The organism is Lacihabitans sp. LS3-19 (genome assembly GCF_024343575.1).
In the GTDB taxonomy this organism is placed as follows: Bacteria; Bacteroidota; Bacteroidia; order Cytophagales; family Spirosomataceae; genus Leadbetterella.
Genome location: NZ_RJUA01000112.1, coordinates 153,163 through 167,068 on the forward strand (window position 1 = coordinate 153,163; position 13,906 = coordinate 167,068).

Sequence of the window (13,906 nt, forward strand, 5' to 3'; positions counted from 1 at the left end):
TTTTATGGGTATTCTGCCTTTTTTACAATATGTCAAAAGATAAACAATTAGTAGAAGCTTGTATCCGAGAGGAGCGAGTTGCTCAGCGAGAGCTGTATGAGCAGTTCGCAGCTAGGCTATTTGCTATTGCTTGTCGATATATGAAAGACAAAGATGAGGCCCAGGATGTTTTGCAAGATTCTTTTGTGAAAATATTCAAAAACCTCGAATCTTTTAGGTTTGATTGTCCACTTGAAGCTTGGATGAAACGAATTGTGATAAATACTGCATTGAAAGCTATTCAGAAAAAAGGCCAAATGCCAAGCATTGATATCGACGAATACCATGGAGAATTTGAACATAATTCTGGTAATATGGGCCTTGAAAACCTTAAAATGGAAACTTTGATGGGCATGGTACAAGAATTGCCAGAAGGGTGTAGAATGGTGTTTAATTTGTATGCTTTAGAAGGTTATAAACACCATGAAATTGCCGATATGTTGAATATTACTGACGGAACATCAAAATCGCAGTTTTCAAGGGCTAAGTCATTATTAGTTGAAAAAATAGAAAAAGAAAATATAAGGCTGGCAAAAGCCAATTAAGATATATGGAATCAGAATTTAAATCATTCGAACAACAGTGGGAGGCTGCCTTACAGAAGGCCGCCATACCTCCTCCTGATATAGTTTGGGACAATATTGAAAAAGAACTCGACAAAGAGAAAAAGAAAAGAGGAGTTTTCTTTTGGTGGAAAAACCCAGCCGTTCTTTCGGGAATTGCAGCGGCTTTGGTATTGGGTCTAACTTATATTTTTGTTTCAAAAACCGAAAAAACAAACTCAATTTCTGAAAATAAAGAAATTGAAAAGCCTGTTTTAAAAACAGACAAATCGATTATAAAAGGTGAAACTTCTCAGAAAACAAATTCATCCGAAATCGAAGAAAAAAATGACAATTCTACCTTGGGAAATATGGAAATCTCAAAGACCATTTCTCCTAAATTAAATAATCCATCTTTGGCTTTTTCTGGTAATAAAACAATTAGAAATATTGGAATTAAAAACACAAATCAATACCTAGCACAAGAATTAAAAAGCACCAACGAATATATAAGTAACTTATATACAGAACCTTCAGAAACACATGTCGTTAAAGTTGAAAAAGTTGATTTAGAACCGAGCCTAATATCGATAGATTTATTAGAAGGTAAAAAAGCTAAATATTATGCCAATAGATTCAAACCGTTAAAACCTTACATAGTGGTCGACATTGAAGATATTGTTGCCGAAACGAAATCATCAAAAAACAAGTTGTGGTTTGGGTTAAATTCAGGCTTGGCACCTTTCGACCCTAACTATAACAATTCAGGTTTTACAGGCGATGCTTTAGCTTCTGCCAGAAACGATGCGGCGTTTTCTTCGAAAAATTCTCAAACAGATATGTTTTTCCCAACAAACGAAGTAGCTAAATCACCTGCTGGTTTGACCACTAGTATACCCGAAAGCAGCTTTAAAAATGGCCGTGCTTTAAATTTTGGGTTTTCATTTGGAAAGAAATTTAAAAAACGATTAGGAATAGAAAGCGGTTTCAGATTTACTCAGGCAAGTTCGTCTTTCAACTCAAATGTATATAGTATCAATGAATCATCGGGAAAAGTGAATTCTTTCTTTCAGGCAAATTATCTAAACACAAATGCAGATAATGCAAAAACACAAACGGTGATTTCGGTGAATGCGATAAATAAGCAGCTCTATAATTATCTAAACATTCCGCTCTTGCTAAACTATAGTATTCCGGTTTACAAGAACCTTGGAGTAGAGGCGATAAGCGGGGTAAGTGGCGATATGTTTGTGTTTGGAAATTTTGATTCGGCAAATGCTGAAAGCTCAAATTTAAACGCAGGGAATTCAAGTTTCAACTTGTTTAATATCAGCGGAATGGGTGGACTGAGGGTAAGTTATAATTTCAATCAAACATGGGAAGCAAATATAGGTTCCACCTATCAGCAAGCTTTGCTTTCAGGGATTTCTAGCGAGCAAAACCTTAGTTTTAAACCTAAGACTTTTGGGGTAAACTACGGTATCAAATATAAAATGAGATAACAAAAGTTTAAAATCATTAAACAAAAAGAGAAGGCCGAAGCCTTCTCTTTTTTTGTAAAATTATATTTGCAAATAGATCAATCTATATAAATAGTACCCGAAACTGCTGTGATTTTCACTTCAGTGCCTCCTCCATTTACTTGACCTTTAACAACTCCAGAGTTTAGATTTCTAGATACTTTCGAAAGTTTGTCACTTTTGATTTTATTCCCTCTGATATCCAAATCCATACCTTCAGAAAAAGGAAGATTTGCATGAATATTGCCAGCACTTGTACTCAAGGTCAACACTTCGCCCAATTTAACAATATCAGCATTTATGCCACCTCCTGATGTTTTTGCCGTAAGATTTCCACTGATATTATCAAGATTGATACTTCCGCCAGAGGTAGCAGCATCCAAGCTTCCTTTAATATTAGAAGAGTTAATACTTCCGCCACTTGTGTGGGCCTTTATTGTGCCTTTTAGTTGATCTATGTCTATTCCACCACCTGATGTAGCTAAATAAATATTTCCTTTAGCATTGTTGGCCTTAATACCTCCACCACTGGTTTTCATGGTTATCATTCCATCACAGTCTGTCAGTTTTATTCCGCCGCCCGAGGTTTTACCATTTACTTTACCTTTAAGATTAGAAACTGTCAAACCACCACCACTTGTTTTAAAATCCAAATTACCCTCCAAGTTTTGAAGATTTATTCCCCCGCCAGAAGTGACCAGATTTACATCAACATTTTTAGGACAATCCACTTCAAAGCTTATGGACAATTTATTGTTTTTGCCATTCGGATCTTTCGGTTTAGCTAAACATACTATACTTCCATTCTCATAATTCATCTCCAAAACATACTTTTCCAATTCTTTCTCTAATTCTGCCTTTGAAGCATCACCTTTCCAATTGTTCATTTTTACGTACACTCTGACTTCTGCGTTGCTTTGGCTATTTCCAGCCACTTTTATTCCCCCACCAGAGGTATTTACTTTAACATTCTTGATGCTAACTCCAGAGAATTTTTTTGTCTGAAACGGCTCTTTTGTTTGTGCCATACAAAAACTTATGGCCAAACTCAATAAAATAATAATGTGATACTTTTTCATATAATTTTAGTTTTTAGTTTATAGATGCTTTTTATGGCTTTTAGTTGCATAAAGCTGATTCATTTTAGATTTTTCGTACTTCAATAAACACAAAATTTTGTACGTTTGCTAAATATTTCATCATCAAAACTTACCCAAACCATGAACAATGGTATCGAACTTGAAAATATTTATTCGGCTGCTTCAAGACTTAAAAATGTAGCCTTAAAAACGCCTTTGATGTTAAACCAGAACTTATCAGAGAAGTTTCAGGCTAATATTTATTTAAAAAGAGAGGACCTTCAAGTGGTAAGATCTTATAAAATCAGAGGTGCGTATAATAAAATGGCGTCTTTGTCACCTGAGGAATTACAAAACGGGGTAGTTTGTGCAAGTGCGGGAAATCACGCCCAAGGTGTAGCTTATGCTTGCCGAAAAATGGGTGTAAAAGGGATAATATTTATGCCAACTACCACGCCGGCCCAAAAAATTAAACAAGTCAAAATGTTTGGAAAAGAGTGGATTGAAGTTCGTTTGACAGGCGATACTTACGACGATTCGTTTGATGCAGCACAGATATATGTAAAGGAAAATGCTGGGGTATTTGTACATCCATTTGATGATATTCAAGTGATGGAAGGGCAAGGAACTGTGGGTTTAGAAATTTTCAAAGATGCCGATTTTAAAATAGATTACCTTTTATTTGCAATTGGAGGCGGAGGTCTGGCGGCTGGCGTAAGCACAGTTTTTAAAAATCTTAGTCCAAAGTCCAAATTAATTGGCGTAGAACCATTGGGTTCTCCAACCATGAAAGTGTCTATTGAAAACAAAAAAGTGACGCCTCTTGAGCACATAGATAAGTTTGTAGATGGAGCCGCCGTAAAAAAAGCTGGAACTCTTACGTATGAAATAGTGAAGGATAAATTAGACGATATATTGCTTGTTCCCGAAGGGAAAGTTTGCACAACAATCCTTCAATTATACAACGAAGAAGCCATAGTAGCCGAACCCGCAGGAGCCTTAAGTGTTGCTGCTTTGGATGCTATTAAAGACAAAATTAAAGGCAAAAATGTGGTTTGTATCATTGGAGGAGGCAACAATGATATCACACGGACAGAAGAGATAAAAGAACGTTCTATGCTTTTCGAAGGTCTCAAACATTATTTTATTATACGATTTTTACAACGTTCGGGAGCATTCAAAGAGTTTTTGGAGGAAGTTTTAGGACCAACTGTTGATATCGTGTTTTTCGAATATTCGAAGAAAACTTCACGTGAGCGTGGCCCTGCTTTGGTAGGAATCGAGCTTTCGAAAAAAGAAGAATTCCCGGAATTAATAAAGCGAATGGAAAAAGCCAATGTTCAGTTTACCTATATCAATGACAAACCAGATTTGTTTGAGTTTTTGATTTGAACTTGATTTTTCATTAAATTTGTTTCGATAACATTTAGAATTATGGTAATTACAAGTTTCGACCAACTAGATTTAGCCAAAAAATATTCTTATTCAGATTACCTACTTTGGAAATTTGAGGAGCAAGTTGAGCTAATAAAAGGGAAAATATTTAAAATGTCTCCTGCTCCAGCGAGGAAGCATCAAAATATTTCTTGGAATCTAACTTTGATTCTGGGTAATTTTTTTCAAAACTACCCTTGTAAGGCTTTTCATGGACCATTTGATGTAAGATTACCCTCAAAATCCGAAAACAAAATATATACTGTAGTCCAACCGGATATTTGTGTGATTTGTGATTTAAATAAACTCGATGACAAGGGTTGTTTAGGTGCACCAGATTTAGTTATTGAAATCCTATCGCCAGGTAATAGTGATAGAGAAATGAAAGATAAGTTTGACCTATATGAAGAGTCTGGCGTAAAGGAATATTGGATAGTACAGCCTGAAGGGAAATGGGTGAATATTTATGTTTTAGAAAATGGCAGATTTATTACGCATAGGCCATTTATAGCATCCGATACTATTAAAAGCCAAGTTTTCAAAGATTTGGAATTTCCTGCCGAAAAAATATTCGCTGATTGATTACTCCAAAAGCGATAGAATATCCTTTTCTGAGAGAGATTTCATAAATCCTTCCTCTGCTGTTATGAGGTCATTAAACAATTGTTTCTTTTTGTTTTGTAGGTCAAGGATTTTTTCCTCCACCGTGTTTTTTGTAATGAACTTATAACTAAAAACCGTATTGGTTTGGCCGATTCTGTGTGCACGGTCCACAGCTTGAGCTTCTATTGCTGGATTCCACCATGGGTCGAGCATAAAAACATATTCGGCAGCTGTAAGGTTGAGTCCTACGCCACCTGCTTTTAGCGATATTAAAAACACCTTTTCAGTGTCTTCGTTTTGGAACTTATCCACCAATTCCATCCTGTTTTTAGTAGAACCATCGAGATATAAATACGGAATCCCAGCAGCATCCAGCTTTTTAGCAATCAAACCCAAATGTTTTACAAACTGACTAAATACCAGTGTTTTATAGCCTTCATTCACAACGTCTATTAGTTTATGCATTACGTCGCGGTCTTTGCCAGAATCGCCAATATAGTCTTCATTGACCATCAAAGGATTATTGGCCAATTGACGAAGTTTTGTTAAACCTTGTAAAACCAAAATACTTGAGCGTTTTAGTCCTCCCGATCCTACTTCAGACATGAGCTGGTTTCTTACAAAGGCCTTGGTTTCTTCGTAAAGCTTTTCCTGTTCTTCGGTCATATTGCAGTATTGAACAGACTCAATTTTCTCAGGTAAATCTTTGGCCACCTGCTTCTTATGTCTTCGCAACATAAAAGGTTTTATCTTTGAAAATAATCTTTGAAGAGCGGTTTCATCTTTTTGTTTTTCTATTAAATTCTGAAAATTTTCTTTGAAATAAGACATTGAACCCAATAAGCCTGGGTTTATAAAACTCATTTGAGCCCAGAGATCCATTGTGCTGTTTTCCAGAGGCGTACCAGTTAGTATCAGCCTATTTTCAGTATTAAGTTGTACTACAGATTTGAAAATCAAAGAACCTGGGTTTTTAATAGCCTGAGATTCGTCTAAAATAGCGTAATAGAATCTAAAGTTTTTAATAAAATCTAGATCAAGTCTGAGTACCCCATAAGAGCAAATCACTAAATCGTAAAATTTAAATGCTGAGGCATCTTTGTGTCTATGTGAGCCAAAATGAATCAAAATCTTCATCTTTGGCGTAAACTTATGGGCTTCTTTTTGCCAGTTATAAATCAATGAAGTCGGCATAACCAACAAACTTGGATGGTCAGGATTTTCTTCTTTTATTTTTTGCAAAAAAGCCAAAGTGATTACCGTTTTACCCAATCCCATATCATCAGCTAGACAACCGCCGAAGTTAAAACTCCTCAAAAAATTCAGCCAATCGTAGCCTGCCTTTTGGTAGGGACGAAGCTGCCCTTTGAAGTTTTTGGGCATTTCTATTTCTTCAATCTCTTCAAAATTCCTTAAGCCTTCCAGTTTTCGGCTCATTACGGTTACTGCCAAGCCATCTTGCTCCAAATAATTAATTATACCAATATGGTGTTTTTTTATTTTGCCAGCCTCTTCATCATCAATCTCCACATTTTCAAATAGTTCTGAGTATTTATTGAACCATGCTGGAGGAATCAAAGCCATCTGACCGTTGGGCAGCTCAAACTCTTTGATGTTGTTTAAGATATAATTTCGCAGCCTAACGAAGGGTATTTTGTATTCGCCAAACTGCACCAAAGCTTTTATGTCAAACCAATCTCTGTTCTCTTCTATTTGAATTTCGAGATTAGAATATCCTATGAAATATTTAACAGAATTCTCCTTATTTTGGATTATTTCTATCTCTTTTTCTGCTAGTATCTCTGATTTTTCTTGTAACCAATGTATGGCCTCGCTTTTTGGTTTCGCTATTCTTCCACTTTTTAGATCGAGGCCATTTTCTCTTATATAAAGCAAAACATCTCTTTCCTTTTCAAGATTTTTTTTGATCTTATGAAAAACCCAAGAATCATCTTTTTTTTCTAAAAAGACATAAGATGGAGCACTAAAATTATCATATTTAAAATTATACTTTCCATACTGAAACGATAGCTCAAGGAACAATTTACTTTCCTCTTCACTCAGATTATTCACAGTTTTATCAAACAAACTCAGGCCAGTTTTTTGAGCTTTTACTTCTGTTATAAGTAGCTGAGGAAGAACATTTTGTTTTTCTTGTATAATCTCAAATCCATTAGCAAAAACATTAAAATTGGCGACCAAAGGCACAATAAAGTTCTGATAATAGGTTTCTTCCAGCTTTTTAGGGATAATTATGTTTGGCTTATTTAGAAAAGGCTTAATTTTTCTGCCATCAGCAAACTTGTCAAAAAGATACAATTTAGTATCTACCAACAGACTTGCAGGAATATCATTAATAATAAAAGTATTCTTCTTAAACTGGAACTTTACCTTCTCGTCTCCACATTTGATAATCGGATAATACACTGTTTGGTCTTCTTGACGGTCGAAATGAAAATAGGCTTTAGCTGGCTCTTTCATCACCTCGATTTCCTTCCAAGTAGCCACACCATCTGTACCCATTATAAAAAGATGCTTGTTTTTTATACGGCTGAAAATCTCCTTTTTATAATTTTCTAAGTATGATAAAATGCTTTCTTTCAAAAGCTTATCACCTTTTTCAGCATCAAATACTTTTCTGAAAAATTCCTCTGCCGATAATTTTTTCGTGTTGAATTTTTTTAAAATAACATCCTGCTGGATACTATCTGTGAGTTTTACAATCTCAAAATCATCTGGCTCAAGCCCTGTTGCAAAATCAGAGATGTTTTTAGAAGAAATATTCTGGGTCTGAAAAGTCACCTCTCCACGGGCATTAAGTTGCACCACATAAGATTCCAACAGAAATCCGAGGAACTCGTGCTGGTAAAGGCTGTAAATTATTTTAAATGGCTCTGATGGCGATACAATCATTAATCTTTTTGAAAAAAGGGAATCAAATGTAATTGATTGACCTAGGAAGACAAAAAAAAAGAGCATAAACATATCCACAATAAAGCTTATTTGGCCTTAGAATGAAAATTAGTAAGCAAATCAAAAAAATATCTTAATTTTGTAGCTTAATATATTTAAATAAATCGAAATAGCATTATGGCATACGGATTACTAAAAGGTAAGAAAGGTATCATATCAGGAGCTTTAGATGAGAACTCTATAGCTTGGAAAGTTGCGTTGAAAGCGAAAGAAGAAGGGGCAATATTTACATTGACCAATGCTCCAATAGCCATGAGAATGGGCGAAATAAACAAATTGGCTGATGCATGTGAAGCCGAGATTATTCCTGCCGATGCTACTAGCATAACAGACATCGAAAACCTTTACAGCAAATCTATGGACGTGCTTGGTGGCAAGGTTGATTTTGTGCTCCACTCTATCGGTATGTCACCAAATGTAAGAAAAGGTAAAGCTTATGGTGATTTGAACTATGATTTTTACAAACAAAGTATTGATATTTCGGCGATGTCTTTTCATAGATTTTTACAAACTGCCGAAAAAATGGACGCCATAAACGAATGGGGATCTGTGGTAGCTCTGACTTATATGGCTGCACAGAGAACTTTCTCTTTCTACAGCGACATGGCTGATGCCAAAGCTATGTTGGAGTCTATCGCTAGAAGTTACGGTTTCCGTTATGGAAAACTAAAAAATGTGAGAGTAAATACTGTTTCGCAGTCGCCAACCAAAACACGTGCGGGTGGTGGTATAGCAGGGTTTGAATCATTTTTCGAATTTGCAGAAAAAATGGCTCCATTGGGCAATGCATCCGCAGAACAATGTGCAGACTATGTGTTGACATTATTCTCAGACCTTACAAAAATGGTGACTATGCAAAACCTTTTCCATGATGGTGGTTACTCAATGACGGGTGTATCACAGGAGTTGTTGGAAATGATTAAGCCTGCTGAGTAAGATTAATTTAAATTTAAGATTTATAAAAAAACACCTAGAAACGCTAGGTGTTTTTTGTTTGGTATCATCGAAATATTGAATTTCTCATTTTCCTGCATAAGCCAAAACTTTCTCCCAAACTCTAAAAATATTACCCGAACATAATTTTTCAATGTCGGATTCAGAATAGCCTCTTTTTAGCAATTCCGTGATTAAGTTTGGATAATCTGCCACGTCTTTAAGGCCAGTAGGAAGGCTATTACCAACACCGTCAAAGTCTGAACCTAGGCCAACATGATCTATTCCTGCTAACTTTACGATATTATCCACATGGTCAGCTACTTTTTTAACATCTGCAAATGCCAGAGGGTGATTGGCGAAAAAATCATCCATTACTGCTTCGGCAGAAGGGTCTTTACGATCAATTCCTTTTTTCTCAAATAATGCTTTTATTTCATTTTGAAGGCTTTTTCTATATTCTACTACCTCGTTTGAAAGAAAAGTCGAACCGAAATTCACCATAATTACTCCGCCATTTTTGCCTAATTTGGTAATCATATCGTCAGACATATTTCTCTGAAAATCAGGGGTAAACTTGCGAGAAGAAGAATGGGAGGCAATTATTGGCACTGGAGCAATGTCTATTACCTGATAAAAAGTATCGTCAGACACATGTGAAATATCAATCAAAACACCTTCATTTGCCATAACCTTCACAACATCTTTGCCAAACGGACTCAAGCCTTTCCATGTTTTTGTGGTATCGTAGCTAGAGTCGCATATCCGGTTGTCTTTGGCATGTGTAAGCGTGATATAACTGATGCCTTTTGCTCTATATTTGGCTACATCAGACAACTCACCTATGGGCGAACCGTTCTCCATTCCCATTGGCAGGGCTATTTTTCCTTTGGCAAATATGGCTTTAATTTCGGCTGGAGATTTCGCCGTTTCAAAATAATCACTTTTTTCTTTGGCTATGAAATTCACCATATTTATCAATGAATCCGCCAACAATTGAGCACCTTTGGTGTCATAAGTTGAAGGTATATAAATAGACATAAAAGGGGCGTCTAATCCACCTTTTCGGGCACGTTTAAAGTCAAAATCGCCTTCTTTAGTTTCTAATGGTATGCCCGTAAATTCCTTTGACATTTGGAAGTTTTTGACTTTTAGTCGATATGGCAAATCTACATGACCGTCAACCATAATATACTTATGAGCATATTCGTCAGCTTTTTTTGCGTAATCATCGGTCGTTTTTTGGCTTACTTTACAAGAAGCCATTGAAAGAATAATTAGAAATAAGGATAGTTTTTTCATGAAGTTTTTTTAGGTAATGTTAAATAAATATAGGTAAGAAAAAACCAAAATCAAAAGAATTACAAAAATGAAAGATACACTACTCGAGAATTATTCAGTTTTTCAAAATTTTGTAATATTTCAAAATGATTTTATCCAAAAAAATAAATTCAAAAATAATCCCTTGAATATTCTAAGTATAAAAAGACAGCTTTTTTAACTATTTTTGAAAATAATTCAACCTTACATTATTGAAATTCAAATTCTTCTTATTCTATAAAAAATAACGTCCAAATGACCATATCAAGCTTGAAGAGAATTAAGAATCTTCAAATATTTACCATTTTTTTGAGATATTTGATAGGAGCGGCTTTCGTGTTTGCGAGTATTGTAAAAATTCATGGCATGAGATTTACTTCAGACTCAGGTGCAGATAGTCCAATAAACTCTGCTTGGCATTTTTTCGAAACTATGTACGCCTCTGGACTATATTGGAAATTCTTAGGTTGGGGGCAATTAATTGCTGGTTTTGTTCTAATGACCCAAAGATGGAGTACAATCGGAGCGATCCTTTTCTTGCCAATCATAGCCAATGTTTTTGTGATTACCATTTCCTACGAATTTGCTGGAACGCCAGTAATTACATTTTTGATGCTCTTAGCTAATATTTATTTGTTAATATGGGATTGGAACAAGCTCAAATTATTATTTTCAAACCATAACTTCGATTATAGAGATGACAACCCACCATTTTCAAAATTAAACACTTGGGCATTTCTGGGTCTATTCTATTTTCTTTTGATTTTATTTATGCGTATCGGATTTGAATATTTAGGAAAAACTGGCGGATTCAATCCGTTTTATTTTTTGCTAATTTCTTTTGGTCTGGCTGTTCTAATTGGTTTAATACTTATCGTTTTTGAGTTAAGAAGAACTAAAACCTACCAATAAAACCGAAGTATTTACTTTTTTAATTTGTGTTATCTGAGCCATTTAAATTACTTTTGAAAAATATTCAACGCATAAAAAATGAAAACAAAATTCTTGCTATTAGTATTAATTTCTCAAAACCTTTTTGCACAACAAGCCCCTCTAAAACTTTGGTACAAGCAACCTGCAGAGCATTTTGAAGAAGCCATGGTGGTAGGAAATGGCAGCCAAGGTGCAACAATTTTCGGAGGGCCAAAATCTGACAAAATCTATCTCAACGATATTACGCTATGGTCTGGTGAACCAGTTGACCCTAACATGAATCCTGATGCCCATAAATATTTGCCTTTGGTAAGAGAGGCATTGAAAAACGAGGACTACAAAAAAGCGGACTCTTTAATGCATTTTATGCAAGGCAAATTTTCAGAATCTTATGCTCCCCTCGGCACTATGTATATAGACTTTGGAGACGAGAAATACTCAAAATATTATAGAGATTTGTCATTAAATGATGCAACCGCAAAGGTTTCTTATCAAAATCAAAATACTACTATCTCGAAAGAATATTTTTATTCATTTCCTGACAAAGCCTTTATAATAAAACTTACAAGTTCTGCGTCTGGCAAGCTAAATTTTACAATTAGGTTTGATTCTCAGCTTAAACATTCCGTAAATATTGCTTCAAACCAAGTTCAGTTTTCAGGTAGGGCACCAATAAAAGCTGACCCAAGCTATGTAAGAAACGACATTGACCCAGTGGTTTATTTAGATGAAAAAGGAACGAGATTCTATGGAACCATTTTTATAAAAAAAATGAGCGGAAAACTCTCTAAAACTGACTCCACAATTAGTGTAAAAGGAGGAACTGAGGTGGTTTTGGCTGTTTGTATGGCTACGAGTTTTAATGGTTTCGATAAAGACCCAGAAAGAGAGAGTAAAAATGAAAAAGCCATCGTAAATGAAAGAATTCCCCTTTTGATGCAAAAAACATATAACAATCTCAAAAATAGACACATAGAAGACTATCAAAAGTATTTTAATAGAGTTACATTAGACTTAAAATCAGACATGTCTGCCAACATCCCGACTGACGAAAGACTTAGAAAATACGCAACTGGAACAGACGACAAATACTTAGAAACGCTTTATTTCCAATACGGTAGATATTTGTTGGTAAGTAGCTCAAGAACTGAAGGCGTACCAGCAAATTTGCAAGGTCTTTGGAATCCGCACATTAGGCCGCCTTGGAGCAGCAACTATACCATGAACATCAATGCAGAAGAGAATTATTGGCTAGCCGAAAACACCAATTTATCAGAAATGCACCAGCCTTTTTTGGGTTTTATAGAAAATCTAGAAAAGACAGGAAGAATAACAGCAAAAACTTTTTACAATGCCCACGGCTGGGTTTGTCATCACAATTCTGATATCTGGGCCATGACCAATCCAGTGGGAAATTTCGGTAAGGGCGATCCCGTTTGGGCAAACTGGGCCATGGGAGCTACTTGGTCTTCAACGCATCTCTGGGAGCATTATCTCTATACCAAAGACAAAGAGTTTTTAAAAAATAAGGCTTATCCACTCATGCGTGGAGCGGCTGAGTTTTGTTTAGATATGTTGGTAAAAGATAAAAACGACCAATACGTTACTTCGCCTGGCACTTCGCCAGAGAATATTTTTATAACAGACAAAGGCTACAAAGGAGCCACTTTATATGGTGCAACGGCTGATTTAGCAATGATTAGGGAGCTTTTCATAGATTTGATAGAGGCTACAAATATTTTGGAAGGCGACTATGACTTCAAAATCAAATTGGAAGAGGTATTGGCCAATATGCATCCTTATCAAATTGGCAAAAAAGGAAACCTGCAAGAGTGGTATTACGACTGGGAAGATGCCGAGCCTCAACATCGCCATCAGTCGCATCTATATGGATTGTATCCAGGTACGCATATCAATATGACGGAAACACCAGGTTTGGCCAATGCAGCCAAAACCACATTGGAAATAAAGGGCGACGAAACAACAGGTTGGTCTAAAGGCTGGAGAATAAACCTTTGGGCGAGACTTTGGGATGGTAATCGTGCTTACAAAATGTACCGAGAATTACTCAGATATGTTGAGCCAGATGGTATCCGTCCTAACTATCAAAATGGTGGCGGTACTTATCCAAATCTTTTTGATGCTCATCCGCCTTTCCAAATCGATGGAAACTTTGGTGGGGCAGCCGCAGTGGCAGAAATGCTAATGCAAAGCACGCCAGACAAAATCTATTTATTACCGGCTTTACCTGATGCTTGGGGAAGTGGATCAATAAAAGGTCTAAAAGCCCGAGGTGGATTTGAAATGGACATAGAATGGGAAAATGGCAAACTAAAATCAGCAAAAATTCAAGGCAAACCTGGAGGTGAAACCGAGCTAATCTACAAAGGCGATTCGAAAAAAGTGAGGGTGGAGAATGGAGAAATTTTTGAATGGAAACTTTGAGATAGGGATTAAAGTTTTGATAAAAAGCAAGCAAAAGAGGCGATTTTCATAAAAATCGCCTCTTTTGTGCATATCAGGTTAATAA

The 13,906-nt window shown here is 35.9% G+C and carries 10 protein-coding genes; 7 read left to right on the forward strand and 3 right to left on the reverse strand.

What is annotated here, in order from left to right; translation table 11 throughout:
* Nucleotides 1-29: 29 nt before the first annotated feature.
* Together EGI22_RS16745 and EGI22_RS16750 are read left to right on the forward strand one after the other, a co-directional pair.
* Complete coding sequence (locus tag EGI22_RS16745) at nucleotides 30-584, forward strand: RNA polymerase sigma factor (RefSeq protein WP_255069575.1); 555 nt, start codon at nucleotides 30-32, stop codon at nucleotides 582-584.
* Between the two features lie 5 nt (nucleotides 585-589).
* On the forward strand, nucleotides 590-2,083 hold the full coding sequence (locus EGI22_RS16750) for a hypothetical protein (RefSeq protein WP_255069576.1): 1,494 nt from the start codon (nucleotides 590-592) through the stop codon (nucleotides 2,081-2,083).
* A gap of 77 nt (nucleotides 2,084-2,160) precedes the next feature.
* On the opposite strand, the gene EGI22_RS16755 is transcribed toward EGI22_RS16750, so the two are convergent.
* A complete protein-coding gene (locus tag EGI22_RS16755; protein ID WP_255069577.1) occupies nucleotides 2,161-3,180 on the reverse strand; it encodes a DUF4097 family beta strand repeat-containing protein in 1,020 nt (339 codons plus the stop codon).
* A 141-nt stretch (nucleotides 3,181-3,321) separates the two neighbouring features.
* Here EGI22_RS16755 and ilvA point away from each other — a divergent pair, with 141 nt between their 5' ends.
* Nucleotides 3,322-4,572 (forward strand): threonine ammonia-lyase IlvA, encoded by a 1,251-nt coding sequence (gene ilvA, locus EGI22_RS16760; RefSeq protein ID WP_255069616.1) that lies wholly within the window; start codon nucleotides 3,322-3,324, stop codon nucleotides 4,570-4,572.
* Nucleotides 4,573-4,614: 42 nt separating this feature from the next.
* The gene (locus EGI22_RS16765) at nucleotides 4,615-5,196 is read left to right on the forward strand and encodes a Uma2 family endonuclease (protein ID WP_255069578.1); all 582 of its coding nucleotides are present in this window, start codon (nucleotides 4,615-4,617) and stop codon (nucleotides 5,194-5,196) included.
* On the opposite strand, the gene EGI22_RS16770 is transcribed toward EGI22_RS16765, so the two are convergent.
* Nucleotides 5,197-8,130 carry a DEAD/DEAH box helicase gene (locus EGI22_RS16770; RefSeq protein WP_255069579.1) on the reverse strand — a complete coding sequence of 978 codons (2,934 nt, stop codon included), beginning with the start codon at nucleotides 8,128-8,130 and terminating at the stop codon, nucleotides 5,197-5,199. It lies immediately after the preceding gene.
* A gap of 177 nt (nucleotides 8,131-8,307) precedes the next feature.
* On the opposite strand from EGI22_RS16770, the gene EGI22_RS16775 reads away from it, so the two are divergent.
* On the forward strand, nucleotides 8,308-9,126 hold the full coding sequence (locus tag EGI22_RS16775; RefSeq protein ID WP_255069580.1) for an enoyl-ACP reductase: 819 nt from the start codon (nucleotides 8,308-8,310) through the stop codon (nucleotides 9,124-9,126).
* 84 nt (nucleotides 9,127-9,210) lie between these two features.
* Here the strand turns inward: EGI22_RS16775 and EGI22_RS16780 are convergent, their stop codons facing one another.
* Nucleotides 9,211-10,425 (reverse strand): dipeptidase, encoded by a 1,215-nt coding sequence (locus EGI22_RS16780; protein WP_255069581.1) that lies wholly within the window; start codon nucleotides 10,423-10,425, stop codon nucleotides 9,211-9,213.
* A 273-nt stretch (nucleotides 10,426-10,698) separates the two neighbouring features.
* Here EGI22_RS16780 and EGI22_RS16785 point away from each other — a divergent pair, with 273 nt between their 5' ends.
* Both EGI22_RS16785 and EGI22_RS16790 read left to right on the forward strand, forming a co-directional pair.
* The gene (locus EGI22_RS16785) at nucleotides 10,699-11,355 is read left to right on the forward strand and encodes a hypothetical protein (protein ID WP_255069582.1); all 657 of its coding nucleotides are present in this window, start codon (nucleotides 10,699-10,701) and stop codon (nucleotides 11,353-11,355) included.
* A gap of 78 nt (nucleotides 11,356-11,433) precedes the next feature.
* A complete protein-coding gene (locus EGI22_RS16790; RefSeq protein ID WP_255069583.1) occupies nucleotides 11,434-13,821 on the forward strand; it encodes a glycoside hydrolase N-terminal domain-containing protein in 2,388 nt (795 codons plus the stop codon).
* Nucleotides 13,822-13,906: the final 85 nt, after the last annotated feature.